Source organism: Variovorax durovernensis, from assembly GCF_977011995.1.
On the sequence record NZ_CDRNCW010000002.1, the window covers coordinates 72,283 to 97,617 of the forward strand.

Sequence of the window (25,335 nt, forward strand, 5' to 3'; positions counted from 1 at the left end):
TCACTCCTGAAACGCATGCGCCCCGCCATCCGCCGCCGGGGCGTTTAAAGTTCGGTCCCCGGTAGCGCTTTCTCGCTACCGTTTTTCCTAACCGCTTGATTGAAGAAAGAGCATCCCGTTTTGAACAAGACCGAACTCATCGCCGCCATCGCCACGGACACGAACCTCAGCAAGGCCGATGCCGGCCGCGCCCTCGACGCCGCGATCGAAAACCTGTCGCGCGCGCTGGCCGCCGGCGACACGGTGCAACTGATCGGCTTCGGCACCTTCGCCGTGGCAAGCCGCCCTGAGCGCACGGGCCGCAACCCGTCGACCGGCGAGCCGATGACCATCAAGGCCAGCAAGGCGCCCAAGTTCACCGCCGGCAAGGCGCTGAAGGACGCGGTCAACGCTGTCGCCGCCAAGTAAGCGGCACGCCTCGCGTCATTCTTTTTTGCATCTTCTCCCTCCGCGGCGTCGGCGCAGCTAGCGCAGACCCCGGAGGGCGTGGCCTCTTCTTCAGGAAGCGGGCGCGTTCCGCGCTAGAGTGCGTGCACGTTCACAAGCTCAGCCATCCGACATGTCCGACGCACCTGTGTCAACGCCACGTTCCCGCATGCCTGCGCCACCGCGGCTGCTTCAGATTCTCGTCGTCGGTGCCTGCCTCCTGATGGCGGGCTGCGCAAGCCCTCCGGGCCCGCGTCAGGGACGAGGCCCCGCACCTTCGATCACCAGCACGCCGCTGACGGACGAGCAGTCGAACAGCATCGCCATCCACGCGCTGGGGCTGGTCGGCACGCCATACCGCTATGGCGGCAACACGCCGGACGGCGGTTTCGACTGCAGCGGGCTCATCGGCTACGTCTATCTCAACAGCGTGGGGCAATCGCCGCCGCGCACGGTCGCGCGCATGTCGGGCTTCGGGCAACCCGTGGCGATGTCGGAGCTTCGCACGGGCGACCTGGTGCTGTTCGGTTCGTCCACGCCGACGCATGCCGGCATCTATGTCGGGGGCGGTCGCTTCGTGCATGCGCCGTCCACGGGCGGCGAGGTGCGGCTCGACCGGCTCGATGGCGTGTACTGGTCGCGCCAGCCGACGCAGGCACGGCGGCCCTGAGCATCGAGCCCGGGGCGCATCGCCCGGTCAGTCTTCCGCGTCGTGCTGTTTTCTTCGTCGCCAGCCGGCCCGCTCGTCCATGCGTGCCCAGGCATTGAGCAATGCGGATCGCGTGATGTCGCCGGCCATGCGGATGGCGATGGTGTCGTCGGCGTTCAGCGGGCGCCAGTCGGTCGGATCTTCCGCGCGCGAGATGCTCATCCACCGGGCGCCGCAATGGCTGCACGATGCCACGAGGACGTTGCCCGTCTCGACGTGGCCGAGCATGGTCTGTTCGTCGAGCGCCGGCGTGCCGCAGCATGACCAGTAGAGCGTCATGTCGGGCCGTGCCTGTGCCTGCCGGGCCCAGGCGGCCGCGCGATACCAGAGGGTCGCGTGCAGTGCCATGTCACGCCCTCCCAGGCGGCATGCGCGGCGTGCGCCGCCTGCGCGGCTTGTCGAGCCGATAAAGCCTCACCAGCGTCTCTGCCGAGACGACCCACAAAGCCGCGACGGCGGCCAACCAGACGATGTCCATTGCTCACTCTTGTCTTGGAGTGGATGGAGTATCGAAAGACGCGCATAAAAACGGCATCGAATGCCGGTGGCCGCGCGTAAAAACTTCATAAAGATCGGTGCGGCGACGTCACATGCTCCGGACGCACGCCCAGCCCCACGGCCCGCGCCGGCAGCCTGCGAAGCACGGGCCAGCGCGAGAGCAGTCGCAGCGGCCACGGCACATGCCCCGCCACCGCCGTCATCTTGCCGCCGAGCACCGGCACCAGCACGCGGTCTTGCACCATGCGCTGCGCCGCCTGCGTCACGCGCACCGGCCATTCCCTTCGCCGCTGCAGCTGCGGCAACATGTCGTCGATCTGCTTGTCGGTGGCAGTGCCGGCCAGCATCGGGGCCAGCAGGTTGGCCGCGGCCACTGCGTCCTGCACGGCCAGATTGATGCCGACGCCGCCCACGGGCGACATGGCATGCGCCGCATCGCCGATGCACAGCATGCCCTTGCATGACCACGACTCGAGCCGGTCGACCGTCACCTCGAGCAGCTTCACCGCGTTCCAGTCGGGCAGCGCTGTTGGAAGCCGGTCGATGAAGAAGGGCGCGATCTTGCCGATCTCGGCGTGGAAGGCGTCGATGCCCCGGGCCTGCAGCGCGGCATGCCCGCCCTTCGGAATCACGAATGCGCACTGCCAGTAGTCGCCGCGGTTCAGCGTCACCAGCAAGTGCCCACCGGCGATGTGCCCCGCTGTCGCCTCCGGGTCGCCGCTTTCCTTGGGAATGCGCATCCACAGCACGTCGATCGGCGCGCCGTAGCTGATGTGCGGCAGCGCGGCGGCATCGCGCAGCATGGAGTGGCGGCCGTCGCTCGCGACCACCAGCGAGGCGTGCAGCTCCACGTCCTGCGGCTTCCCGGCCCGGCGCCCGCGCCGCACCTTCACGCCGTTGACGCGCCCCTTGTCCTGCAGCAGGCCGACGGCCTCGGCGTCGGTCCACAGCTCGAAGCCCGGATAGCGCCGCGCCTCGTCGCACATGAAGTCCAGGAACTCCCACTGCGGCATCAGCACCAGGAACTTGCTGTGCGAGGGCAGGTGGGTGAAGTCGGCCACGGGAAAGTTACGGCCCTCGAAGCTGGCGCACAGCTGCTCGATGCGGTCGTGCGGGCGCTGCAGGAAAGCCTCGAGCAGGCCCAGTTCGTGCAGTACCTCCAGGGTCGACGGGTGCACGGTGTCGCCGCGGAAGTCGCGCAGGAAGTCGAGATGCTTTTCCAGCACCACGACGGGCACGCCGGCTCGCGCGAGCAGCAGGCCGAGCACCATGCCGGCGGGGCCGCCGCCCACGATGCAGCAGCGCACCTGCGCCTGGCTGGCCTGGTTCGCCTGGATTGGAGGAGGGGAAGCGGTGTCGGTCAATCGGCTGGCTCGCTTGTTGAAGACAGACCCCTATTGTTCCGGCTTGGTCCGGTTCGTGCGTGTAGGCCCGCAGGCATTGAACTGCGGACCTCCGGCAGGGGTATCCGGGTTTTCCATTACGCAAAGCCACGCGCCCGGCCTGCGCGGTCCGACGGATGCGCCGCGGTGCCCGCGCGGCAAAACTCCCGGGGTTCAATCCTGGAGACATCCCAATGCAAAGCATCCGACGCCACCTGGTGTGGCTGGTCGTGGCCGTGGTCGGCGCGTTTTCGCTCGCCACCGTGGCCCTGACCCGAGGTGAAAGTGTCAACGCCCTCTGGGTGGTGGCAGCCGCGATCTGCACCTACCTGATCGCCTACCGCTACTACAGCCTCTTCATCGCCGACAAGGTGCTGGGCCTGGACGGCAACCGCAAGACGCCCGCGCACCGCCACAACGACGGCCTGGACTACGTGCCGACCGACAAGAACGTGCTGTTCGGCCACCACTTCGCGGCCATTGCCGGTGCAGGCCCTCTGGTGGGCCCGGTGCTCGCGGCGCAGATGGGCTACCTGCCCGGCCTGCTGTGGGTGCTGGCCGGCGTGGTCTTCGCCGGCGCGGTGCAGGACTTCATCATTCTTTTCATCTCCACGCGGCGCGACGGCCGTTCGCTGGGCGACCTCGTCAAGCAGGAGATGGGCGTGGTGCCCGGCATGATCGCGCTGTTCGGCACTTTCATGATCATGATCATCATCCTGGCGGTGCTGGCGCTGATCGTGGTGAAGGCACTGGCCGAATCGCCGTGGGGCACCTTCACGGTGGCGGCCACGGTGCCGGTGGCGCTCTTCATGGGCGTGTACCTGCGCTACCTGCGCCCGGGTCGCATCGGCGAGGTGTCGCTGATCGGCTTCGTGCTGCTGATGCTGGCCATCTTCGGCGGCCAGGCCGTGAGCCAGAGCCCCGAGTGGGCGCCGCTCTTCACCTTCGACGGCAAGGCACTCACCTGGATGCTGGTGGGCTACGGCTTCGTCGCCGCGAGCCTGCCGGTGTGGCTGCTGCTGGCGCCGCGCGACTACCTGTCGACCTTCCTGAAGATCGGCACCATCATCGCGCTGGCCATCGGCATCGTGTTCGTGATGCCCACGCTGCAGATGCCGGCCGTCACGCAGTTCGCGCAGGGCAACGGCCCGGTGTGGTCGGGCAGCCTGTTCCCGTTCCTGTTCATCACCATTGCCTGTGGCGCCGTCTCGGGCTTCCATGCGCTCATCTCCTCGGGCACCACGCCCAAGATGCTCGACAACGAGCGCCATGCGCGCTTCATCGGCTACGGCGGCATGCTGGCCGAATCCTTCGTGGCCGTGATGGCGCTGGTGGCGGCCTCGTGCATCGAGCCGGGCATCTATTTCGCGATGAACAGCCCGGCCGCGCTGGTGGGCAGCACCGCGCAGCAGGCGGCGCAGACCATCTCGAGCTGGGGCTTCGTGATCACGCCCGAGATGCTGGTGCAGACCGCCAAGGACGTGGGCGAGACCACCATCCTGGGCCGCGCAGGCGGCGCGCCGACCCTGGCGGTGGGCATGGCCCACATCCTGCACCAGGTGATCGGCGGCCAGGCCATGATGGCCTTCTGGTACCACTTCGCGATTCTGTTCGAGGCGTTGTTCATCCTCACGGCGGTGGACGCCGGTACCCGCGCCGGCCGCTTCATGCTGCAGGACCTGCTGGGCAGCTTCGTGCCGGCGCTCAAGCGCACCGACTCGCTGCCGGCCAACCTCGTGGCCACGGCGCTGTGCGTGGCGGCCTGGGGCTACTTCCTGTACCAGGGCGTGGTCGATCCGCTGGGCGGCATCAACACGCTGTGGCCGCTGTTCGGCATCTCCAACCAGATGCTGGCCGCCGTGGCGCTGATGCTGGGCGTGGTGGTGCTGTTCCGCATGAAGCGCGAGCGCTATGCCTGGGTGGCCGCCGCGCCGGCCGCATGGCTGCTGGCCTGCACGCTCACGGCGGGCTGGCAGAAGATCTTCTCGGCCGACCCGAAGATCGGCTTCCTGTCGCATGCCGCCAGGTACACCGAGGGCATCGCCAACGGCGTGCTCGTGGCGCCGGCCAAGACGCCCGAGGCCATGTCGCGCATCGTGTTCAACGACCGGCTGGATGCGGCGCTGTGCGCGCTCTTCATGTTTGTGGTGCTCAGCGTGCTGGTCTACAGCATCAAGGCCTGCCTGGCGGCTCGCGCGGCCAACCGGCCGACCACGCAGGAAACGCCGTTCGAGCCGCTGGCCGCATCGGCCGCGCGCTGAAGCCATGGGCCTCGCATTGCCCGAAGCCGGGCGCTACTTCGCGCGCTCGCTCAAGCAGTCGCTGCGACTCATGGTCGGCATGCCCGACTACGACGCCTACCTGACCCACATGGCGGCGACCCACCCTGACCGCCCGCCCATGAGCTACGAAGCCTTCTTCCGCGAGCGGCTGGAGGCGCGCTACGGGGCCGGCAAGGGGCGTTGCTGCTAGCCAGCGCTTCGTTTGCCGGTCTTCGTGTTCGCTTGACCCGCGCAGAATGCGGGTGATAGCCTGCCCTCGCCCGCGAGGAGCAGGCTTTTCTTCGTCGAACACCAGCGAACAACACAACGGAACTCATGACTTCTTCCAAGCGCTCATCCTCCACCAAGCTCACCAGGAACCCGGCGCCGCTGCGCTCCCTCTGCCACGGCGTGGTGCTCGCATGCGCGCTGCTGGCCGGCGGCAACGCGCTGGCCCAGAAGCCGCACCAGGGCGCGCTCGATGCGGCCACGCAATACAAGGACGAGGCGCTCCAGATGCTCGAGCGCATGGTCAACATCGACTCGGGGTCGGCCAACACCGAAGGGCTCGACAAGGTGCGCGAGATGGCCGTGGGCGAATTGCGCAAGCTCGGCGCGCGCATCGAGACATTCCCCGCCGACCCGCATCCCGGCACCAACGTGGTGGCCACGTTCACGGGGCAGGGCAAGAAGAAGATCCTGATCCTCGCCCACATGGACACCGTGTTCAAGGACGGCACGGCCGCCGCCAAGCCCTTCTACATCAAGGACGGCCGCGCCTACGGCCCCGGCGTGATGGACGACAAGGGCGGCGTGGTCGCGGGCCTCTATGCGCTGAAGATCCTGCAGCAGATCGGCTTCAAGGACTATGGGCAGATCACCTTCCTGCTCGACACCAACGAGGAAACGGGTTCCGTCGGCACCAGCGCCCTGATCGAGCGCGTGGCCAAGGAGCATGACGTGGCGCTGAACCTGGAGCCGGGCCGCCCGGCCGACGGCCTCGTGGTCGAGCGCAAGGGCTCGGCCACCGCGCTGGTCGAGGTGAAGGGCGTGGCCGCGCACGCGGGCGTGGCGCCCGAGGCCGGCCGCAATGCCGCGATGGAAGTTGCGCACCAGGTGCTGCAGCTGTCGAAGACGGCCGACCCGGTGAAGAAGACCACGGTCAACTTCACCGTGCTCACCGCCAACGGACCGACCAACGTGATTCCCGCCACCGCGAGCGCCAAGGGCGACGTGCGCGCGGCCACGCCGGAAGAGTTCGACCGTGTCGAGAAAGACTTGGTGCGCATCGCGCAGAACAAGCTGATTCCCGAGACCGAGGTGCGTGTGCGCCTGGTGCGCGGCCTGCCGCCGATGCCGCGCCTGCCCGCATCGGAGAAGCTGGTGAAGATCGCCGAGGGCATCTACGCCGAGATCGGCAAGAAGCTCACCATCGAGAGCAGCGGCGGCGCGGCCGACGCGAGCCTGGTGGCGGGCGTGGGCGTGCCGGTGCTCGACGGCTTCGGCATCGTGGGCGGCGGCATCCACACGCCGGAGGAATACGCCGAGGTCGAGAGCGTGGTGCCGCGCCTCTACCTGCTGTCGCGCATGCTGATGGACCTGAGCGCGAACAACTGATCCGGCGCGGGCTCCCTTCCTCGTGGCGCTGTCGATCTTCCGGCGCCGCGAGGCTGAAGGCTCAGGCGAAGGCTGAGGCCGCCTGAGCCAATTCCAGCTTTTCCCATCGGCGCCGCGGAGAGACGATGCATGCCATCTCATTCGCGGAGCTTGCCGATGTCATCCGAACTCAACCAGATCGCCAGCTGGTCCTTGCGCTGGCGCATTGCCTTGTCGGGCGCGCTGTGCGCCGTTGCCGCGTTGTGCGCCGCGCAGCCGACCGACGCGAGCGCCCAGCTGCATGCCGAGCAGCGCTTCCAGCTGGCCCTCGAAGCGCAGTCGGACCGCGACTACGCCACCATGCTCGACATGCTGCGGCAGGCCGCCGACGAAGGCCATGCCGAGGCGCAGGAGATGCTGGGCATGGTGCTGCTGACCGGCCCGACGCTCTATGGCTCCGCCGTGAAGGCCGACCGCTGCGAGGCGCGGGCGTGGATGCATCGGGCGGCGGCGCAGGGCAGCGAGAGCGCGCGGGCGCAGCTGGTGTTCCTGAACCGGTTGCGCGGCTCGCCCGCAGGGCGCAGCGTCTGCGGCTGAGGCGCGCGTCTCGGGCGGCCGGCCTTCGGGTCAGAATCGGGAGTTGATGGAACTCCGATCCCTGCGCTACTTCATTGCCGTGCTCGAGGCAGGCAGCCTCTCGCGCGCCGCCGTGGCCCTGTATGTCGCGCAGCCCGCGCTGACGGCGCAGATCAAGAAGCTGGAGCTCGAACTCGGCACACAGCTGTTCGAACGCTCGCACGCGGGCGTCACGCCCACGGCCGCCGGCCTGCAGCTCTACCAGGATGCGCGCAAGCTGCTGTCGGATGCGAGCGCGATGCGCGATCGCCTGCAGCGTCCGCCCGAGGGGCCGGAGGGCTCGGTCACGGTCGCGGTGCCGTTCCTGCTGTCGTCGCTGCTGCTCGGCCCCGTGCTGGCGCGGCTCAAGCGTACGCACCCGCGCATCCGCGTGTTCGTCATCGACGACCTGAGCCTGATGGTGCGCAAGGCCATGGTCGATCGCCGGGCGGACATCGGCCTGCTGGTCGATACCGAGTACCTCAACGGGCTGGACGTGACGCCCTTCGTGCGCGAGCCGATGTTCATCTGCGGCTACGACCCCGGCGGCGAAGTGGCCGCGATGACGCTGCCTGCGTCCGGCAGGAAGAAGCAGGGGCGGGGCGAGGCCGCCTCGGTGCAGCGTCCCGTGCTGCCGTTCGTGCGCGCTGCCGGTCTGCCGCTCGTGCTGCAGTCGCGCCGCTTCAGCATCCGCGCGAGCGTGGAGGCTGCGGCAAACGACCTGGGGCTGGAACTCAACATCGCGCACGAGCACGATTCGGCCCGCGTCATCCGCTCGCTGTACCTGGCAGGCGCGGGCTTCACCTTCTCGCCGGCCTGCGCGATGGCCGATGCGCCGCCTGCCGGCAGCGGCTGGCTCGCGGCGCGCGTGGTGCAGCCGGATCTGGCGCGCACCTACTACCTTGCGACCCCCTCGGCGCGCGAGCCCGATCCCGCGGCACGCGCCGTGATGGAGGTGCTGGTCGAAGAGACCCGCGCGCTGATCGACGCCGGCCGCTGGGAGGCCGAGTTCCTGCCGGGCAAGCGCGGCAAAACGGCCAGGCCATAGCGGCGAGCACGAGGCATTGGGCTGGCCATCATCTTTTTTGATGGCCGCGCATCAGCAATCGGTATTTGTTGTTCGGCGCTGTCTGCGGCGAAAGTCGTCCGTACCGCGTGCTTGTGGCACGCGCATGAAGGAGACAACTTTGCTGCCCCCAGCCGCCCATGAGATCGCCAACGTCGGCGCGCTCGTATCCCGCGCCGCGCGCATCCACGCCCGGCGCCTTGCCGTCACGAGCGCATCGCGCGCCGTCACCTACCAGCAACTGGAACAGCGCTCCAACCGGCTGGCCAACGCGCTGTGCGGCCTCGGCCTGCAGCGCGGCGAGCGCGTGGGTGTCTACCTGCCCAACTGCATCGAGATCGTCGAGCTGGAACTGGCCTGCTACAAGGCCGCGCTCGTGAAGGCGCCGATGAATGCACGGCTCGCGCCCGTCGAGGTGGCCGAGGTCATCGCCAACAGCGAGGCTGCGCTGGTCGTCACCACCGCCGAGCGGGCCGAGAGCTTCCTGCCGCACCTCAAGGGTGCCGCGCCGCGGCTTCTGCTGCTCGACGCCGCCCAGGACACGCCCGCCTCCTACGAGGGCCGGATGGCGCTGGCCAGCGACAGCTTCACCGCGGCGCGCGTGCATGCGGACGAACTCGCGGTGCTGCACTACACCTCGGGCTCCAGCGGCGTGCTCAAGGCGGCCATGCAGACCTTCGGCAACCGGCTCGCGCAGTTGCGCAAGTTCTTGATGCGTGCCGACAACCCGCGTCCCGGCGACCTGCTGGGGCTGGTCGGGCCGATCACGCATGCGTCGGGCATGCAGCTGGTGCCGGCCCTGTGCAGCGGCGCGACCATCCGCCTGTTCGCCGGCTTCGAGCCCGCGCGCTTCATCGCCGAGATGAAGCGCGAGCGCGTGACCCACACCTTCATGGTGCCCACCATGATCAACATGCTGCTGGCCGAAGTGCAGGGCCAGTACCGCCCGCTGCCCGACCTGCACCGGCTGGGCTACGGCGCGGCGCCCATGGCGCCGGCGCGCATCATGCAGGCGATGGACGTGTTCGGCCCGGTGCTCTCGCAGGGCTACGGCGCGGGCGAGACCACCTCCGGCGTGTGCGGCCTGAGCGTGGACGACCACCTGTTCGCGCGCGCCGCGATGCCCGAGAGGCTGGCCTCGTGCGGCCGCCCCTTCCTGGAGTCGCAGGTCGACATCTGCGACGACGAAGGCCAGCCCGTGGCGGCAGGCGAGATCGGCGAGATCGTGGTGGGCGGGGCCGACGTCTTCGCGGGGTACTGGCGCGCGCCCGAGCTCACGGCCGAGGTGCTGAAGAACGGCCGCTACCACACCGGCGACCTCGCGCGCGCCGACGACGAGGGCTACATCTACATCGTCGACCGCAAGAAGGACATGGTGATCAGCGGCGGCTTCAATGTCTACCCGTCGGAGGTCGAGGCCGTGCTCTACCAGCATGCGGCGGTCGACGAGGCCTGCGTGTTCAGCGTGCCCGACGACAAATGGGGCGAGGCCGTGGCTGCGCACATCGTGCGCAAGCCCGGTGCCGTGCTCGACGCCGCCGCGCTCGATGCCTTCTGCGCCGAACGGCTCGCCGGCTTCAAGCGGCCCAGGCGCATCGAGTTCGTCGACGCGCTGCAGAAGAACGCCAACGGAAAGATCGCGCGCAAGGCCATCCAGACGCCCTACTGGGCCGGGCACGACCGCCGCGTGAACTGAGGAGCAGAGAGAACACCATGAATGCCGAAAACATGACCCCCGAGCCCACCCTGGCGGCCGACGTGCGCGCGCCGCTCTTCGACGGCCCCTTCGAAGGCTCGCCGCGCGCGGCCGAACTGATCGCCCGCATCGGCGACTTCCTGAACGGCGAGCTTGCCGCGCTGGTGCATGAGAAGGGCATCGACCACGAGCACAGCCCCGACAAGGCGACGCTGCAGCGCGTGTGGCGCCGCTCGCACGAACTCGGCTTCTACGGCATGACGCTGCCCGCGCAGATGGGCGGGCTCGGGCTCTCGCTGCTCGACCATGTGCTCATCAAGGAGTCGATCTATTCGAGCGGCTCACCGCTTGCGCCGCATGTGTTCGGCGAGCTCAGTGGGCCGCCGCGCGTGGGTGCGCTCGCGCGATTTGCATCGCCCATGCAGCTCGCCAAATTCATCCTTCCCGTGGCGCAGGCCGAAAAGGCCATCTGTTTCGCGCTGACCGAAGCCGAGGCCGGCTCCGACGCCGGCGCCGTGCAGACGCAGGCGCGGCGCGAGGGCGACATGTTCGTGCTCAACGGCCGCAAGCGCTTCATCTCGGGTTCGCCCTTCGCGGACTACGCGGTGCTGATGGCCTCCACTTCCGACAGCCCGGAGCGGCGCGAGGTCTCTGCCTTCTTCGTCGACCTGGGCCAGCCCGGCGTGGCGGTGCAGTCCGGCTACAAGACGATGGCCGGGCAGTCGACCACCGGCGACATCGTGTTGACCGATTGCCGCGTGCCGGCCACCCACCTCATCGGCGAGACCGGCCGGGGGCTCGCGCTGGCGCTGGGCCGCATTGCTGTCAACCGGCTGCTGCATTGCCCCGGCATGGTGGGCCTTGCCACGGTGGCGCTGAAGGACGCGCGCGACTACGCCCGCACGCGCCGCCAGTTCGGCCGCCCGATCGTGGAGTTCCAGGCCATCCAGCATTCGCTGGCCGACATGGCGACGCAACTGGCCGCGGCGCGCGCGCTGATGATCTCGACCGCACGGCAGCTCGACGCGGGCGGCGACGCGCGCGCCGACGCGTCGATGGCCAAGCTGTTCTGCTCCGAATCCGCGTTCCGCATCGCCGATGCGGCAGTGCAGATCCACGGTGGCGAAGGCATCGTGCAGGGGCGTCGCGTGGAGTTCCTGTTTCGCATGCTGCGCATGTACCGCGTGCTGACCGGCACCAGCGAGATCCAGAAGAACATCATCGCGCGCGAACTCATCGGCGAGGCGAAGTAGCCGCCGCCGAAAAGAAGAATTCCAGGAGACAAAAGACCGTGCAGACCCACCTCACGCGCCGCGCGCTGTGCCGCGCGCTCGCGACCTCGCCATTCATCCCCCTGCTGCCGCTGGCCGCCACGGCCGCGAACGCCGCCGATCACTGGCCGAGCCGGCCCATCAAGTGGGTCGTGCCCTACCTGGCCGGCACCGGCCCCGACATCGGCGCGCGCATCCTGGCGGAGGCGGCCGGGCCGTTGCTGGGCCAGCCGATCATCATCGAGAACAAGGGCGGCGCCGCCGGCAACATCGGCGCGCGGCAGGTGGCGCGCGCCGCGCCCGATGGCTACACCTGGATCTACTCGGCCGCGCCCATGGCCGCGAACGTGCAGATGTACCAGAACCCGGGCTACGACGTGATGAAAGACTTTCGCCACGTCATGCGCATCACCACGTCCGACGTGCTGCTGGTCGTCGGCGAGTCGTCGGGCATCGGGTCGGTGCAGGAGCTGATCGCCAGGGCCCGCGCCAACCCCGGCAAGCTCGACTACGCATCGGGCGGCGTGGGAACGCCCTCGCACCTGGGCGTGGAGCTCTTCCTCAATGCCGCAGGCATCACCGCCACGCACGTGCCGTACAAGGGCGCGTCCGAGCTGGTGAACGCGGTGCTGGGCAACCAGGTGAGCTTCGGCATGCCCATCTTCGCGGTGGCGTATCCGCACGTGAAGGGCGGCAAGCTCAAGGCGCTGGGCGTCGCGGGCACGAAGCGCAACCCCGCGTTGCCCGACGTGCGCACGCTCGCCGAGCAGGGACTGCAGGGCGTCGAGCTCACATCGTGGGGCGGCCTGTCGCTGCCGGCCGGCACACCGGATGCGATCGCGAACCGCATCTACGAAGTGTTCAGCGGCCTGCTCAGGGAGCCGAAGGTGATCGCCGCGCTGACGGAGTTGGGCAGCCAGGTCATGCCGTCGACGCCGGAGGGCTACCTGCAGGTGATCCGCAGCGAGATCGACCTGACGGGGCGGATGATGAAGAGTGCGAGGATTTCGCCGCTGTAGCTCAAGCCATCAGGCGCGAAGAAAGGCCTGCAGCTCCTTGCCCACCATGTCCGTCGCCTCCAGCGGAAGCCAATGCCCAAAACCCGCGTAGTGTTTGACGCCGCGTGCGCCGAACATATCGGCGAACCCAGGCGCGATGTAGGGATCGTCGTCGCTCCACAGCACAAGGGACGGAATGGAAGATGCCAGATGCTGGATTTGCGCTTCCCATTCCTTGAAGTCTTCCAGTTGCGTCGAGCGGAAGAAGTGCAGCGCCATGAGCTTCATCGATGGCGTGATGCGCTCGAAGATCGCATTGATCTGGCTTGAAGTGAGCTTGCTTGCGCCGCGCTTCATTTCCCGTGCGAAGGCCCTGCGGCCGGTCAGCCACTGCGCGATTTCTCCCAGTACCGGCGTGCGCCAGATCCGGTGCAAGGGTGTCCACCGGTAGTTGGAAGAAAAGGCGGTATTGAAGATGACCAGTCGTGCCACCTTGTGGGGATTGCGGGCCGCCCAGGCCAATCCGTATTGCCCGCCGATGTCGTGGACGACGAGGGTGAGCGGCGTTGGCAGTCCCGCTTCGGTGATGAGCCTGTCGATGAAGGCCGCGAGGTTGTCCAGCCTGCAATCGAAGTCAGCGGGCGCGCTCGAAAGTCCGAAGCCCGGAAGGTCGGGCGCCACACAGCGGTGGGTTGCATCGATCTTGCCGATGAGGGGACGCCAGACTTCCGATGTGTCCGGATTGCCGTGCAGCAAGAGAACCACGGGCCCCTCGCCTTGATCGATGCAGTGGACTCGGACGTTGTCGACGGCGAGCATGGGTGTTGTCCTGTTCAGGGCTTGGGTGATGGAGGCGGGGCACCGGCGCCGGTCATGATCAGGCGCAGCGTGGTGTCGAGAACGGTCTGGAACTTGGGCGTATCCGCAAGCTTGCCCGCCAGTTGCAAGGACACCGCGCCGTGGATCGCGCTCCAGAGCACACGTCCCAACAAGCGCGCATCGCCGGAAACGAGCCCTTCGGCAGCCAGGCGCTCCAGCGGGGCCGCCATGATGCGGTCCGCTCTTTGCGCAGCCTCCGAAAGGCCAGCGTGTTCTGCAATGTCGGGATGCGGCGTGTCGAACATCAGGCGATAGGCCTTGGGATGCTTGAAGGCGAAGTGGATGTATGCCTTGCGCACAGCCACGGCTTTTTCGCCGCTGCCGCCCTTGATGGCGAATGCCTTTTCCAGCGATGCAGAAAAGCGATTGAGCAAGGAAGCGGTGACCGCCGCGAGGATTTCATCCCTGTTGCGGAAGTAACGGTACGGTGTCATCGGGCTGCACCCCAGCTGCTGCGCGAGCTGCCGCATCGTCACGCCATTTGGGCCGTGAGCGGCGAATGCGGCTTCGGCGCTCTTCAGGAGCCGCTCGCGGAATTCATCTTTTGCCTCGGGTGACAGTACTTTGGGCATGGGTTGCCTTTAAATTTACATCGTAAATATACATCGTAAATTTAAAAGACAGGAACATCTTGTTGCGCAGCCTTGCTGCCGCAACCACACGATTCGTTTCGCGCTACCACCGCGCTGTAGCACCGTTGTCTCCTGTGCGTACACACAGGCGGGTTTCAACGGAGGCCCGTGCCGGAAGGGCGGTGAGAGCATCGCGCGACAACACAGGAGCCAAAACTGATGAACGTCGCCATTCCCCGTGTCGCAGCGCTGCTCGCGGCCCTCGTGCTCGCTGCGTGCGCGCAAACCCCGCAGACCTATGCCGACAAGGCCACCGCGCAGGCCGCCGCCAACGCGCAGCCTGGCGCACGGCGATCGCCGGCGCAGGTCAGCCCGGTGCCGGTCAACGAGGTCAGTCCGCAGATGCAGGCGCTGATCGCAGGGCCGTATCCGTCGCACTTCAATGCGGCGCCGCAGAACGCGGCCGAGTGGAAGGAGCTGATCAACCGCCGCGCCGCGCCGGTGATCGCCGCGATTCCGGCATTGAAGGAAAAGCTCGGCGTGTCCGTGCAGTCCGTGAAGATCGCGGGCGTGAATGCCTTCATCGTCACGCCCAACAGGATCGCGCCGGGCAACGAGAAGCGGCTGCTGATGCATGTGCATGGCGGCGGCTATGTGTTCGGCCCCGGCGAATCCGCGCTGCCCGAGGCCATGCTGCTGGCCGGCTTCGGCGGCTACAAGGTGGTGTCGGTCGACTACCGCATGCCGCCCGACTACCCCTACCCCGCGGCCATGGACGACGCCATGGCCGTCTGGAAGGAACTGCTCAAGACCAACAAGCCGCAGAACATGGCCGTGTTCGGCACTTCCACCGGTGGCGCGATGACGCTCGCGCTGGTGCTGCGCGCCAAGGCCGAGCGCGTGCCGCTGCCCGGCGCCATCGCACCGGGCACGCCCTGGTCCGACATCGCGAAGATCGGCGACAGCTACCAGACCAACGAATGGATCGACAACATCCTCGTCACCTGGGACGGCTGGCTCGGCCGGGCCGCGCTGCTCTACGCCAACGGGCGCGACCTGAAAGACCCGCAGCTGTCGCCCATCTACGGCGACTTCAAGGGCTTTCCGCCCGCCATCCTGACCACCGGCACGCGCGACCTGTTCCTGTCGAACACGGTGCGCACGCACCGCAAGCTGCGCCGCGCCGGGGTCGAGGCCGAGCTCAACGTGTACGAAGGGCAATCGCACGCGCAATACGGCATCGATCCGAACGCGCCGGAAACGCGCGAGGCGTTCGGCGACATCGCACGCTTCTTCGACAGGCACCTGGGGCGCTAAGTAGGCAGGGCAGGCAAGGCGCCGTCCGACGCGAGTTTCTCCGCAGGACCGGTACGCTTCGCGCTCCGATTCCCCCCTGTGGAGGCATGATGAAGCGATCCCTGCGAACTTTCCTGGCCAGCCCGCCCGTTCTCATCGCCGCGGGCGCGGCGGTGGCATTGCTCATTGCCGGCTGCGCTGTCTCGCCGCCCACGATCCCGCCGGTCAAGCAGGTGGACCTGCAGCGCTTCATGGGCGACTGGTACGTGATCGGCAACATCCCGACGCGGCCGGAGCGCAACGCCTTCAATGCGGTGGAGTCGTACACGCTGCAGCCGGACGGGCGCATCGACACGCGTTTTCGCTACCGCGAAGGCGCGTTCGACGGCCCGCTGAAGACGATGAACCCGGTCGGCAGCGTGGTGCCGGGCACCGGCAACGCGGTGTGGGGCATGCAGTTCATCTGGCCGGTGAAGGCCGAGTACGTGATCGTGGATGTCGACAGGGACTACCAGCTCACGATCATCGGCAGGAGCGATCGCGACTACGCCTGGATCATGGCGCGCACGCCGACCATTTCCGAGCCGGTGTACGAGGCGGCAGTCTCGCGGCTGAAGACGCTGGGCTATTCGACGGACAACCTGCGCCGGGTGCCGCAGCGCTGGCCCGAAGACGCCGCAGCGGGTGCGAAATAGTCGAGGAACGGGCGATCAGCCGGGGGCTTGCGCATGCAGCGCCGCGAAGCCGCGTGCCAGGTCGGCAGTCAGGTCGGCGGGCGCCTCCAGCCCGATGTGCAGCCGCACGACCGCGCCGCGCCCGCTCCAGTCGGTCACGCTGCGTGCCGCGCGCATGTTGGTCCAGGCCACGAGGCTTTCGTAGCCGCCCCATGACGAGCCGCGCCCGAACAGCGTGAGCGCGTCGACGAAGCGCTCGACCGCCGCGTTGCCGATGCCCGGCTGCAGTTCGATCGACAGCAGCCCGTTGGTGCCCTTGCAGTCGCGCTTCCAGAGGTCGTGCCCCGGGTGCTGCGGCAGCGCGGGGCAGAACACGGTCGCCACCTCGGGCCTGGCCTCGAGCCAGTGCGCCACTTCGAGTGCATGGCGCTCGTGCACCTGCAGCCGCGCCGACAGGGTGCGCATGCCGCGCAGCACCAGCCATGCGTCGTCGGGGCTCACGGTCATGCCGAAGGCGTCGCAGCGCTCGTTGAGCGGGCGCCATGCGGCCTCGGTGGTCGCGACCGTGCCCATCATGACGTCGGAGTGGCCGCCGAGGTATTTGGTCGCGGCCATCGTCGAGATGTCCGCGCCCAGCGCGAGTGGCCGGTATTGCAGGCCCGACCCCCAGGTGTTGTCGGCCGCCAGCAGCGCGCCACGCGCATGGGCCAGTGCCGCGAGCCGGGGCAGGTCGCACATCTCGTAGACCAGCGAGCCCGGGCATTCGGCATACACCAGCCGGGTGTCGGCTTCGAACAGCTCCTCGATGCCGCTGCCGTCCGCCGCGAAGAAGCTGCTGCGGATGCCGTAGGGCTCGAGGAACGAGGTCACGAGGTTGCGCGTGGGCTCGTACACGCTGTCGGACATGAGCACGTGGTCGCCCGGCTTCAGGTACGACAGCAGCACCATGCCGATGGCGGCAAGGCCCGTGGGAAAGAGCCGCGTGCGGTAGGCGCCTTCGAGTTCGCTCACCGCGTCTTCGAGCGCGAAGGTGGTGGGCGTGCCGCGCGCGCCGTAGCTGAAGACGCGTTCCTCGTCGCGCCGCGCGCGGGCATCGCGCATCGCGCCCACGCTGTCGAACAGCACGGTGCTGGCGCGCACCAGCGGCGTGTTGACGGGCGCGCCGCCGGCATACGAGGGGCTCTTGCCGGTGCGCGTGAGCCGGGTGTCGAGGGACTGGCCGGCGGGGTCGTCGTTGTGCGGAGCGGACATGGTTCGATGAGGGGCGTGGAAGGTGGCGGCAGGCCGCTATGTTGCGTCAATCCGCCTTGGCACCGGAAAGCTTGACGATGCGCGACCAGCGCTCGATGTCCTGGCGCAGCTGCGCCGCGAAGGCTTCGGGCGTGCTGGCCACCACCTCGCTGCCGCCGTCAGTGACGAGCTTGGCCACTTCGGGCAGGTGCAGGGTGCGCACGATGGCTTCGTTCAGGTAGGCCACGCGTTCGGGCGGCGTGCCGGCCGGTGCGAAGAAGCCGTACCAGTCCTCGAAGCGCGCGCCGGCGTAGCCCAGTTCTTCCAGCGTGGGAGCCTTGGCGAACACGCCGATGCGGCGCGGGCTGGTGACGGCCAGCACGCGCAGCTTGCCGTTCTGCACCAGCCCCGCCACCGACGAGGTGGAGGTGACCAGGATGTCGACCTGTCCGCCGAGCAGGTCGGTCAGGGCCGGGCCGGCGCCCTTGTAGGGCACGTGGGTCATGGCGATGCCGTTGTCCTTCGACAGCACCACGCCGACGAGGTGCGACAGCGTGCCGTTGCCGGGCGTGGCGTAGGTCACCTTGCCGGGGCTGGCCTTGGCCTTGGCGGCGAGGTCGGCAAAGCTCTTGAGCGGCGAGTTGGCGTCCACCACCATGGCGAGCGGCGCGGCGTTGATCTGCGTGATCGGGATGAAGTTCCTGACCGGGTCGAAGCCGGGCGATGCATAGAGCGAGGGGTTCACCGCCATGATCGACACCTGCGAGGTGAGCACGGTATAGCCGTCGGGCCTGGCCTCGGCGACGGCCTTGGCGCCGATGTTGCCGCCCGCGCCGCCGCGGTTGTCGACCACCGCGGCCTGGCCCATGATTTCCGGCAGGCGCGTGGTCACCAGGCGCGCCGTCGCATCGTTGCCGCCGCCGGGCGGGAAGGGCGAGACGAAGCGGATCGTCTGCGACGGAAACCCGTTGCGCGGTGCCAGCGTTTCGGCTGCTGCGGCGGGCTGCAGGGCGGATGCCGCGAGCCAGGCGGCAAGCGCCGTGGAACCGGCGAGACGGACAAGATGCGGGATGCGGCTGGCGAACGACATGACAGGACTCCTGGAATAGGAACGGACAAGGACGAACAGAAAGGGCAGCGGGGAAAGGCGGGCGTCGGCCCTAGGCGTGCGGTGCGGCGGCCGGTGGCAGCCGGAAGGCGGCGCGCTCCTGCGCATCGAGCTGCGCGACGAGGCCGGTCTCCCATGCGAGGTAGCGGCGCGCGGCTTCCTTGTTGCCGTCGTGGCGGTCGTGCACGAAGAACAGGTAGTCGATGCAGTCCGCGTCGGCGGGCAGCGCGGGCGTGGCCTCGACCGGCAGGCCTGCGGCGCGCCATGCGGCCATGCCGCCTTCGAGCGCCAGCGGCGCGGGAGCACGGCCCGCGAGTTCGGATGCGGCGGCCCAGGCCGCGAGCGCAACGTCGTCGGCCACGAGCACGAGCTGGCGCGGCTCGTGCTGGAGGTCGCGGGCCAGGCGCGGGCGGATCGACCAGCGCGCCTGCGGGATGTGGCCGGCGCGAAACTGCATGCTGCCGCGCAGGTCGACCAGCGCGACGTCGTCTTTCTCGAGCCGCGCGGCGAGCGTCTGCGCGTCGATGGCGGCCAGCGCAGGCGCGGCCGGCGCGTCGGCGGGCGCCAGCGACAGGCCGCTTGCCAGCCCGCCTTCGAGCACGCTCGCGTCATGCCCCATCTGCCGCAGCCAGCTCGCGACGGTCGGTGCGCGCACGCCGTCGTTGTCGAACAGCACGAGGCGCGCGTTGCGCACGCCGAAATACTGGTCGCTGGCCTGCATCAGCTGTCCGCCGGGCGTGTGCTGCGCGCCGGGCAGGCTGCCGGCCGCGAATTCCTCGGGCGTGCGCACGTCGCACAGGAACAGGCTGCGCTGCGCATCGCCGGCCCATTGGCGCACGGTCTGCGCATTCACGGTGGGCACGTCGAAGCGGGCGGCCAGCGCCTTGGCCGCGGGGCGCAGGTCGGTGTTGCCGCTGTCGTCGGCATAGCGGCGCGTGCCGCCGTGCTCCAGCACATGGTCGCCGAGGTACCAGCCCTGCGTGCCGTTCTCCAGCGCGTAGACCGGGTTCGGCAGGCCCAGGTTGATGAGCGTCTGCGCGCCGATGATGCTGCGGGTGCGGCCCGCGCAGTTGATGACGATGGGCGTGGTGGTGTCGGGCACCAGCTGGCGCACGCGGTAGGCCAGCTCGCCGTTGGGGCAGCAGGTGGCGCCGGGGATGTTCATCTTGTGGAACTCGCTGACGGGGCGGCCGTCGAGCACCACCACCCTGTCCTTGCGCGCCAGCATCTCGGCCAGCTGGCCGGCGCTGACGCGGGGCGTGTGATAGGCCTCCTCGGCCAGTTCGCCGAAGGTCTTGGAGGGCAGGTTGACGCCCGCGAAGAGCACGTAGCCCGCGGCCTTCCAGGCGCGGGTGCCGCCCTGCAGCACATGCACGGCGGTGTAGCCCAGCGTGGCCAGCCGTCCGGCGGCGCGCTCGGCCACGTCGGTGTCGCCTTCGTCGTAGACCACCACGCGGACGCCGCGGCGCGGCACCAGGCGCGGCGCGTCGAGTTCCAGCCGGCTGAAGGGAAGGGGAATGCCGTAGAACAGGTGCGCCTCGCCGTACTGGCCGTGCTCGCGCACGTCGAGCAGCGCGATCTCGCGGCCGTCGTGCAGCCAGGTCTTGAGGGTCTTCGGGTCGATGAAGGAGGTCATGAGGGCAAGTCGTTGGGACGAACGAGGTCCTGCGAGGCCGCCGTGCGCGGCCCGCATGAAGAAAAAAGAAGGTTGAAGGGGCGCCTCAGCGGCGCGTCTGCACGCCGATACCCATGGTCTGGTACGTGCCGGCCGCCAGGTCGTAGGCGGTGCGGCTGTTCAGCGTTTCCAGTGCGCGGCCGTACATGTGCAGGTGGCGGATCACCTGTTCGCCCTGGATCTCCACCGAATGGATGTCCTCGGGCATCAGCGCGATGCCCTTGCCCGGCGCGACCACCACGAGCGCGGTTTCCTCGAGCTTGCCCACGCCGGGCACGCTGCCGTCGTCGGTGCGCTCGTACACGCGGTTGTGCTCGGTGCCTTCCACGGCCGCGATGCAGGCCCAGGTCGTGTGGTTGTGCGGCACGATCTTCTTGCCCGGGCGCATGACGTTCAGGTAGAGCGCATAGCTCTGGTCCGGGTCTTCGGCAATGAGGTAGCGCGCCTGGTGCTCGCCGGCCTCGGGCGCCGGAAAGTCGGCGGCGCCCCAGTACTCGGCGTGCGCGGCCAGGTCCTGCAGCGAAGCGAGCACCGTGTCGAGCTTTTCCCGGGTCGCTTCAGTGCCGCCGATGGCTTTCTTCATGGTGGCGATGGACGCGGCGACGGCCTGCTTGCGTTGCTCGGACGGGGTGCTCATTCGGTTTCTCCAGTGGGGTTGCCTGTTTGGTGTGCATTCACTGTAGTGACGGCGGCGTGACGCAACAATCCAAGCGGCGCAAGAAACACATTAATAAAATTGATGCATGCCCACGCTCGACCTTGAACTACTGCGCTCCTTTGCCGCCGTGGTCAGCCACCACAGCTTCGCGGCGGCGGCCGTCCACCTGGAGCGCACGCAGTCGGCCGTGACGCAGCAGATGCAGCGGCTCGAAGAGCAGATTGGCCATCCGCTGTTCGTGAAGCAGGGGCGCCAGAAGCGGCTGACCGGGCACGGCGAGCGGCTGCTCACTTACGCGCACCACATGCTGGCGCTGAACGACGAGGCGCTGCGCAGCCTGCGCCAGGGCCAGCTGGAAGGCAACCTGCGCATCGGCGCGCCGCACGACGTGGCCGAGACCATGCTGCCGCTGCTGCTGACCGAGGTGGCGCGCACCTCGCCGCTGCTGCAGCTGGACATCCACATCGGCCGCAGCCCCTACCTGATGACCTCGCTCAAGAGCGGCGAGGTGGACATGATCATCTCCAACCGCGCGGACGAGCAGTCGCAGTTCGAAGGCGTGGTGCTGCGCAACTCGCCCACCGTGTGGCTGTGCGCCGCGAGCTATGTGCACGACCCGGCCAAGCCGGTGCCGCTCATCATGGCCGACGGGCCCAGCATCTTCCGGCGCATAGGCCACGAGGCGCTCGACGCGGCAGGCGTGGCCTGGACGCCGCGCTACACCTCATCGAGCCTGATCGGCATCAAGGCCGCGCTGCGCGCGGGGCTGGGGGTGACGGCTCGCGGCGTGGAGCAGCTCGACGCGGGGCTGCGCGTGCTGGGCGCGGGCGACGGCATGCCGCGCCTGCCCGACCTGGCCTACCACCTCTACGTGCGCAGCCACGTGGTGAACCCGGTCACCCGGCAGGTGTTCGAGACGCTGAAGAAGCACCTGCGGCTGCCGGCCGCCGACGAATCCAGCAAGGGTTTCGCCGCGTAACCGATGTGCTTGCGTACAACAACATCGGTCCGGGACAAAGGCCTCCATGAACTTCTCATCTCGCGCGTCTTCGCGCCTCCCGAGGCCCTGGCTTCTCGGCGCGCTGTTCGGCAGCGCGGCGGCCTGCGCGCAGCAGAGCCATCTGCCGGAGATCCAGATCGTCGGTCCGCGCGATGCGGCCATCGGCACGGCCGACAGCGCGAGCGAGGGCGCGGTGGAGCGCGAGTCTTTCCAGTCCAGGCCCAAGCTGCGGCCCGGCGACATCGTCGAGGCGGTGCCCGGCGTGGTCGCCACGCAGCATTCGGGTGACGGCAAGGCCAACCAGTACTTCCTGCGCGGCTTCAACCTCGACCACGGCACCGACTTCGCGGTGACGGTCGACGGCATGCCGGTCAACATGCCCACGCACGGACATGGCCAGGGTTATGCCGACCTGAACTTCCTGATTCCCGAGCTGGTGTCGGGCGTGCGTTACCGCAAGGGCCCGTACTTCGCGCAGAGCGGCGACTTCTCGCTCGCAGGCAGCGCGTCGCTCGACTATTTCAGCGCGCTCGAGTCGCCCTTTGCCGAAGTGACCGTGGGCTCGCACGGCTTTCGCCGCCTGCTGGCCGCGGGCTCGCGCACCGTGCAGGACCAGACCTGGCTCGGCGCCATCGAGCTCGAAGGCAACAACGGCCCCTGGAACGTGCCCGAGAACCTCAAGAAGACCAACGCCGTGCTGCGCTATTCGCAGGGCTCGCAGACGCGCGGCTTCAGCGTCACGGCCATGGCCTACAAGAGCCAATGGACCTCGACCGACCAGGTGCCCGAGCGGCTGATCGACAGCGGCGAGCTGCCGCGCTTCGGCAGCCTGAACCCGACCGACGGCGGCAAGACCCAGCGCATCAGCCTGTCGGGCAAGTGGTTCGACAAGGGCCCGGGCGGCGACACCGAGTTCAGCGCCTACGCCATCGACTACCGCTTCGACCTGTTCTCCGATTTCACCTACTTCCTCAACAACCCGGTCAACGGCGACCAGTTCGAGCAGACCGATCGCCGCCGCATCTTCGGCGCGCAGGGCTCGCATGCGATGGCCAACAAGATCGCGGGGCTCGACGGCCTGCTGAGCTTCGGTGCGCAGTGGCGCGGCGACCGCATCGGCGAGGTCGGCCTGTACGACACCGAGGCGCGCCAGCGCCTGGGCACAGTGCGCAACGACAAGGTCTCGCAGGACCTGTTCTCCGTGTATGGGCAGCAGCTGGTCAACTTCAGTGACCGGTGGCGCGGCTATGTGGGCCTGCGCGGCGACGCGCTGCGCTACAACGTGCAGGGCCGCGAGCCGGTGTATGGCCCGCTCAACAGCGGCAAGGGCCACGACTCGCAGCTGAGCCCCAAGTTCGGCCTGGCCTTCTCGCTCACGCCGGCGCACGAGTTCTATCTGAACGGGGGCGTGGGCTTCCACAGCAACGACGTGCGCGGCGCCGTCATCACCACCGACCCGCGCAGCGGCCTGCCGGCCGACCGCGTGCCCGCGCTGGTGAAGGGCCGCGGCGCGGAGATCGGCTGGCGCTTCCAGCCCGACGAAGACCTCACCGCCACGGTGGCGCTGTGGAAGCTCGACCTGGCTTCCGAGCTGGTCTATGTCGGCGACGCGGGCACCACCGAGCCGGGGCGTGCGAGCACGCGTCGCGGGCTCGAGGCCACGCTGCGCTGGAAGTTCGACCGCGCCTGGCGCCTGGAGGTGGACGCTGCCGTATCGCGCGCCCGCTTCAAGGGCGCGGCGCCCGAAGGCGAGGGCAACTACATCGACAACGCCGTCGAGCGCGTGCTGGCGGGTGGCATCACCTACATCGAAGGCCCGTGGACCGCATCGCTGCGGCTGCGCTACATGGGGCCGCGCGCGCTCGACACGCTGAACAGCGTGCGCTCGCGCGCCGCCACGCTGCTGAACTTCGGCGCCCGCTATGCGGTCGACAAGCACCTGACGCTGGGGCTCGACGTGTTCAACCTGGCGGGCCGCAAGGGCAACGACATCGAGTACTACTACGCCTCGTGCACCGCGGGCGAGGTGGCGGGCGGCACCTGCGGCGGCGGCGTGAACGACCGCCACATCCACCCGATGGAGCCGCGCAGCGTGCGGGTCAGCGCGCGCTACACGTTCTGAGCGGCCGTGACACAGTGGCCGCGCCCGTTCTGCTTGGCCCGGTACATCGCCTTGTCGGCGGCGGCCAGCAGGTCCTGCGGGGTTTCACCGCCGCTGCCCAGGGCGATGCCGATCGACGCGCCGATCACGGTTTCCGACCGCGCCAACTGCAGCGGCCGGGCGATCGCTTCGACGCATCGCCGCGCCAGCGCCAGGGCGTTCTGGTCCGCGGGCTCTTCGATGTCGGCGGCCAGCAGCACGAATTCGTCGCCGCCGATGCGTGCCACCGTGTCGGTCTGGCGCACCAGCGCCTGCAACCGGCGCCCGATTTCCCTGAGGGCCTGGTCGCCCGCCTCGTGGCCGAGGGTGTCGTTGAGCATCTTGAAGCCGTCGAGATCGAGATAGAGCACGGCCACCCGGTGCGAATGCCGCCTGGCGCGCGCCAGCGCCTGCAGGAGCCGGTCGTCCAGCAGCTTGCGGTTGGGCAGGCCGGTCAGCGTGTCGTGATGGGCCAGGCGGGCCAGCGCCTCCTGGTTGTCCTGCAGCTTGGCCAGCAGCCGGTTGAAGGCCTGCGTCAGGTGGCCGATCTCGTCGTTGCGCACCACCCGCAGCGGTGTGAGCGCGAGTTCGCCGCGGGTCATCCGGTCGGCCTGGTCGGCGGCGCGCAGCAGCGGGCGCAGCAGCCAGGCCATGATCAGGCCGATCACGATCAGCACCGCCGCCACCGCGGGCGCGCGCTGCTGCAGGATGAAGGTCTGCATGCGCCCCACCGGCGCCAGCGCCTGCGCCACCGGCAGCCGCGCCACCACGAACCAGCCGCTGTTCGGCACCGATGCGATGGCGGAGATTTCCTCGATGCCCTTGGCGTTGCGGGTCGTTCCGCTGCCGCGGTAACCGGCCATGGCCCGGTCGTGCAAGGGATTCACGCCCTCGCGCGGGGTGGGCGTGAGCGACATGGTGACGTCCGTGGAGGCCACGAAGATCCGGTCGCGCGGCGACACCACCAGGATGCCCCCGTCCTGGCCCACGCGCCCGCGCTGCAGATGGTCGAGCAGGCCGTCGGCCGAAAGGTCCGCGGTGCCCAGCAGCACGGCGGTCACCTGGCCGGCGGCGTCGCGCACCGGCACGGCCATGGGCAGTATCGAATGGCCGGAGACTGCCGCCTGCGCCCGGCCCAGCGCGGGCTGCCCGCGGCGCGCCGCCTCGAATTCCGGATCGTCCGTTGTGAGCTGGCCTGCGCCGTCGAGCCGCTTGCCGGCGGTGTCGGCAACCTTCAGGCCGATCGGGAAGAGGGCGCTGAGGGTGCAGCGTTCTTCAAGCCAGGCCCGCAGCCGCTCGGGCCGGGCCAGGAGCTCGGGCGGCAGCGTGGCCGCCAGGCGCTCGAGGAACGAGAGGCGCTCGCCCAGGTAGTTGTCGACATCGCGCGCCACGTAGTCGGCCAGGGCCGTCTGCTGGACCGCCACCGACCGGGTCAGGTCTTCCCGCAGGAAGCGGGTGAGCTGGATGTAACTGGCGGCGGTTCCCAGGACTGCCATCAACAGGCCCATCACGAGCAGGCGAAAAACCAGACTGTTGGCAGATCTTCTGAGGTTCACTCTGGCTGCTGGTCGTGGAGCGGATGTTA

At 68.8% G+C, this 25,335-nt stretch carries 24 protein-coding genes; 14 read left to right on the forward strand and 10 right to left on the reverse strand.

Going from position 1 to position 25,335, the window contains the following annotated elements; all coding sequences use genetic code 11:
* The first annotated feature begins 120 nt into the window (after window positions 1-120).
* On the forward strand, window positions 121-408 hold the full coding sequence (locus ACWV14_RS32395) for an HU family DNA-binding protein (RefSeq protein ID WP_081269271.1): 288 nt from the start codon (window positions 121-123) through the stop codon (window positions 406-408).
* Between the two features lie 151 nt (window positions 409-559).
* On the forward strand, window positions 560-1,096 hold the full coding sequence (locus ACWV14_RS32400) for a C40 family peptidase (protein WP_454907920.1): 537 nt from the start codon (window positions 560-562) through the stop codon (window positions 1,094-1,096).
* Between the two features lie 27 nt (window positions 1,097-1,123).
* Here ACWV14_RS32400 and ACWV14_RS32405 read toward each other — a convergent pair whose 3' ends face one another.
* The 3 genes from ACWV14_RS32405 to ACWV14_RS32415 form a co-directional block, all read right to left on the reverse strand.
* Window positions 1,124-1,483, reverse strand: coding sequence for a hypothetical protein (locus ACWV14_RS32405; protein ID WP_454907921.1), 360 nt, complete (start codon window positions 1,481-1,483; stop codon window positions 1,124-1,126).
* A 1-nt stretch (window position 1,484) separates the two neighbouring features.
* Complete coding sequence (locus ACWV14_RS32410; protein WP_454907922.1) at window positions 1,485-1,613, reverse strand: hypothetical protein; 129 nt, start codon at window positions 1,611-1,613, stop codon at window positions 1,485-1,487.
* Between the two features lie 85 nt (window positions 1,614-1,698).
* A complete protein-coding gene (locus ACWV14_RS32415) occupies window positions 1,699-2,997 on the reverse strand; it encodes an FAD-dependent oxidoreductase (RefSeq protein ID WP_454907923.1) in 1,299 nt (432 codons plus the stop codon).
* A gap of 212 nt (window positions 2,998-3,209) precedes the next feature.
* Between ACWV14_RS32415 and ACWV14_RS32420 the strand changes: the two genes are divergently transcribed.
* From ACWV14_RS32420 to ACWV14_RS32455, 8 genes are all read left to right on the forward strand, one after another.
* Window positions 3,210-5,276, forward strand: coding sequence for a carbon starvation CstA family protein (locus ACWV14_RS32420; protein ID WP_454907924.1), 2,067 nt, complete (start codon window positions 3,210-3,212; stop codon window positions 5,274-5,276).
* Between the two features lie 4 nt (window positions 5,277-5,280).
* Window positions 5,281-5,487, forward strand: a complete 207-nt coding sequence (locus ACWV14_RS32425; protein WP_081269276.1) for a YbdD/YjiX family protein — start codon at window positions 5,281-5,283, stop codon at window positions 5,485-5,487.
* Between the two features lie 125 nt (window positions 5,488-5,612).
* Window positions 5,613-6,893: a M20/M25/M40 family metallo-hydrolase gene (locus ACWV14_RS32430; protein WP_454907925.1), complete on the forward strand. Its 1,281-nt coding sequence runs from the start codon at window positions 5,613-5,615 to the stop codon at window positions 6,891-6,893.
* A gap of 156 nt (window positions 6,894-7,049) precedes the next feature.
* Entirely contained in the window at window positions 7,050-7,469 is a 420-nt protein-coding gene (locus ACWV14_RS32435) for a sel1 repeat family protein (protein ID WP_454907926.1), read from the forward strand.
* A gap of 46 nt (window positions 7,470-7,515) precedes the next feature.
* Window positions 7,516-8,535: a LysR family transcriptional regulator gene (locus ACWV14_RS32440; protein WP_454907927.1), complete on the forward strand. Its 1,020-nt coding sequence runs from the start codon at window positions 7,516-7,518 to the stop codon at window positions 8,533-8,535.
* A gap of 124 nt (window positions 8,536-8,659) precedes the next feature.
* Complete coding sequence (locus ACWV14_RS32445; RefSeq protein WP_454907928.1) at window positions 8,660-10,249, forward strand: AMP-binding protein; 1,590 nt, start codon at window positions 8,660-8,662, stop codon at window positions 10,247-10,249.
* A 32-nt stretch (window positions 10,250-10,281) separates the two neighbouring features.
* On the forward strand, window positions 10,282-11,502 hold the full coding sequence (locus ACWV14_RS32450; protein ID WP_454908814.1) for an acyl-CoA dehydrogenase family protein: 1,221 nt from the start codon (window positions 10,282-10,284) through the stop codon (window positions 11,500-11,502).
* A 38-nt stretch (window positions 11,503-11,540) separates the two neighbouring features.
* On the forward strand, window positions 11,541-12,539 hold the full coding sequence (locus ACWV14_RS32455) for a tripartite tricarboxylate transporter substrate binding protein (RefSeq protein ID WP_454907929.1): 999 nt from the start codon (window positions 11,541-11,543) through the stop codon (window positions 12,537-12,539).
* A gap of 9 nt (window positions 12,540-12,548) precedes the next feature.
* On the opposite strand, the gene ACWV14_RS32460 is transcribed toward ACWV14_RS32455, so the two are convergent.
* A complete protein-coding gene (locus tag ACWV14_RS32460) occupies window positions 12,549-13,337 on the reverse strand; it encodes an alpha/beta fold hydrolase (RefSeq protein ID WP_454907930.1) in 789 nt (262 codons plus the stop codon).
* 14 nt (window positions 13,338-13,351) lie between these two features.
* Complete coding sequence (locus ACWV14_RS32465) at window positions 13,352-13,969, reverse strand: TetR/AcrR family transcriptional regulator (RefSeq protein ID WP_454907931.1); 618 nt, start codon at window positions 13,967-13,969, stop codon at window positions 13,352-13,354.
* 219 nt (window positions 13,970-14,188) lie between these two features.
* Between ACWV14_RS32465 and ACWV14_RS32470 the strand changes: the two genes are divergently transcribed.
* Together ACWV14_RS32470 and ACWV14_RS32475 are read left to right on the forward strand one after the other, a co-directional pair.
* Window positions 14,189-15,286: an alpha/beta hydrolase gene (locus ACWV14_RS32470; RefSeq protein ID WP_454907932.1), complete on the forward strand. Its 1,098-nt coding sequence runs from the start codon at window positions 14,189-14,191 to the stop codon at window positions 15,284-15,286.
* 89 nt (window positions 15,287-15,375) lie between these two features.
* Window positions 15,376-15,960, forward strand: coding sequence for a lipocalin family protein (locus tag ACWV14_RS32475; protein ID WP_454907933.1), 585 nt, complete (start codon window positions 15,376-15,378; stop codon window positions 15,958-15,960).
* A gap of 15 nt (window positions 15,961-15,975) precedes the next feature.
* On the opposite strand, the gene metC is transcribed toward ACWV14_RS32475, so the two are convergent.
* The 4 genes from metC to ACWV14_RS32495 all read right to left on the reverse strand — a co-directional run bounded on the left by metC (window position 15,976) and on the right by ACWV14_RS32495 (window position 20,589).
* The gene (gene metC / locus ACWV14_RS32480; protein WP_454907934.1) at window positions 15,976-17,190 is read right to left on the reverse strand and encodes a cystathionine beta-lyase; all 1,215 of its coding nucleotides are present in this window, start codon (window positions 17,188-17,190) and stop codon (window positions 15,976-15,978) included.
* 46 nt (window positions 17,191-17,236) lie between these two features.
* Window positions 17,237-18,259 carry a Bug family tripartite tricarboxylate transporter substrate binding protein gene (locus ACWV14_RS32485; RefSeq protein WP_454907935.1) on the reverse strand — a complete coding sequence of 341 codons (1,023 nt, stop codon included), beginning with the start codon at window positions 18,257-18,259 and terminating at the stop codon, window positions 17,237-17,239.
* 70 nt (window positions 18,260-18,329) lie between these two features.
* On the reverse strand, window positions 18,330-19,913 hold the full coding sequence (locus ACWV14_RS32490) for a rhodanese-like domain-containing protein (protein WP_454907936.1): 1,584 nt from the start codon (window positions 19,911-19,913) through the stop codon (window positions 18,330-18,332).
* Between the two features lie 85 nt (window positions 19,914-19,998).
* The gene (locus tag ACWV14_RS32495; protein ID WP_454907937.1) at window positions 19,999-20,589 is read right to left on the reverse strand and encodes a hypothetical protein; all 591 of its coding nucleotides are present in this window, start codon (window positions 20,587-20,589) and stop codon (window positions 19,999-20,001) included.
* Window positions 20,590-20,695: 106 nt separating this feature from the next.
* Here ACWV14_RS32495 and ACWV14_RS32500 point away from each other — a divergent pair, with 106 nt between their 5' ends.
* Complete coding sequence (locus ACWV14_RS32500) at window positions 20,696-21,589, forward strand: LysR substrate-binding domain-containing protein (RefSeq protein ID WP_454907938.1); 894 nt, start codon at window positions 20,696-20,698, stop codon at window positions 21,587-21,589.
* A 46-nt stretch (window positions 21,590-21,635) separates the two neighbouring features.
* A complete protein-coding gene (locus ACWV14_RS32505; protein ID WP_454907939.1) occupies window positions 21,636-23,732 on the forward strand; it encodes a TonB-dependent receptor in 2,097 nt (698 codons plus the stop codon).
* Here the strand turns inward: ACWV14_RS32505 and ACWV14_RS32510 are convergent.
* Window positions 23,720-25,306 carry a diguanylate cyclase domain-containing protein gene (locus ACWV14_RS32510; protein ID WP_454907940.1) on the reverse strand — a complete coding sequence of 529 codons (1,587 nt, stop codon included), beginning with the start codon at window positions 25,304-25,306 and terminating at the stop codon, window positions 23,720-23,722. The genes ACWV14_RS32505 and ACWV14_RS32510 overlap by 13 nt on opposite strands.
* Window positions 25,307-25,335: the final 29 nt, after the last annotated feature.

Excerpts from the sequence above, each read along its gene's own strand:
- ACWV14_RS32400 (WP_454907920.1), top strand. The coding sequence starts at position 560 with ATGTCCGACGCACCTGTGTCAACGCCACGTTCCCGCATGCCTGCGCCA.
- ACWV14_RS32405 (WP_454907921.1), bottom strand. The coding sequence starts at position 1,483 with ATGGCACTGCACGCGACCCTCTGGTATCGCGCGGCCGCCTGGGCCCGG.
- ACWV14_RS32410 (WP_454907922.1), bottom strand. The coding sequence starts at position 1,613 with ATGGACATCGTCTGGTTGGCCGCCGTCGCGGCTTTGTGGGTCGTCTCG.
- ACWV14_RS32420 (WP_454907924.1), top strand. The coding sequence starts at position 3,210 with ATGCAAAGCATCCGACGCCACCTGGTGTGGCTGGTCGTGGCCGTGGTC.
- ACWV14_RS32425 (WP_081269276.1), top strand. The coding sequence starts at position 5,281 with ATGGGCCTCGCATTGCCCGAAGCCGGGCGCTACTTCGCGCGCTCGCTC.
- ACWV14_RS32430 (WP_454907925.1), top strand. The coding sequence starts at position 5,613 with ATGACTTCTTCCAAGCGCTCATCCTCCACCAAGCTCACCAGGAACCCG.
- ACWV14_RS32435 (WP_454907926.1), top strand. The coding sequence starts at position 7,050 with ATGTCATCCGAACTCAACCAGATCGCCAGCTGGTCCTTGCGCTGGCGC.
- ACWV14_RS32440 (WP_454907927.1), top strand. The coding sequence starts at position 7,516 with ATGGAACTCCGATCCCTGCGCTACTTCATTGCCGTGCTCGAGGCAGGC.
- ACWV14_RS32445 (WP_454907928.1), top strand. The coding sequence starts at position 8,660 with ATGAAGGAGACAACTTTGCTGCCCCCAGCCGCCCATGAGATCGCCAAC.
- ACWV14_RS32450 (WP_454908814.1), top strand. The coding sequence starts at position 10,282 with ATGACCCCCGAGCCCACCCTGGCGGCCGACGTGCGCGCGCCGCTCTTC.
- ACWV14_RS32460 (WP_454907930.1), bottom strand. The coding sequence starts at position 13,337 with ATGCTCGCCGTCGACAACGTCCGAGTCCACTGCATCGATCAAGGCGAG.
- ACWV14_RS32465 (WP_454907931.1), bottom strand. The coding sequence starts at position 13,969 with ATGCCCAAAGTACTGTCACCCGAGGCAAAAGATGAATTCCGCGAGCGG.
- ACWV14_RS32470 (WP_454907932.1), top strand. The coding sequence starts at position 14,189 with ATGAACGTCGCCATTCCCCGTGTCGCAGCGCTGCTCGCGGCCCTCGTG.
- ACWV14_RS32475 (WP_454907933.1), top strand. The coding sequence starts at position 15,376 with ATGAAGCGATCCCTGCGAACTTTCCTGGCCAGCCCGCCCGTTCTCATC.
- metC (WP_454907934.1), bottom strand. The coding sequence starts at position 17,190 with ATGTCCGCTCCGCACAACGACGACCCCGCCGGCCAGTCCCTCGACACC.
- ACWV14_RS32485 (WP_454907935.1), bottom strand. The coding sequence starts at position 18,259 with ATGTCGTTCGCCAGCCGCATCCCGCATCTTGTCCGTCTCGCCGGTTCC.
- ACWV14_RS32490 (WP_454907936.1), bottom strand. The coding sequence starts at position 19,913 with ATGACCTCCTTCATCGACCCGAAGACCCTCAAGACCTGGCTGCACGAC.
- ACWV14_RS32495 (WP_454907937.1), bottom strand. The coding sequence starts at position 20,589 with ATGAGCACCCCGTCCGAGCAACGCAAGCAGGCCGTCGCCGCGTCCATC.
- ACWV14_RS32500 (WP_454907938.1), top strand. The coding sequence starts at position 20,696 with ATGCCCACGCTCGACCTTGAACTACTGCGCTCCTTTGCCGCCGTGGTC.
- ACWV14_RS32505 (WP_454907939.1), top strand. The coding sequence starts at position 21,636 with ATGAACTTCTCATCTCGCGCGTCTTCGCGCCTCCCGAGGCCCTGGCTT.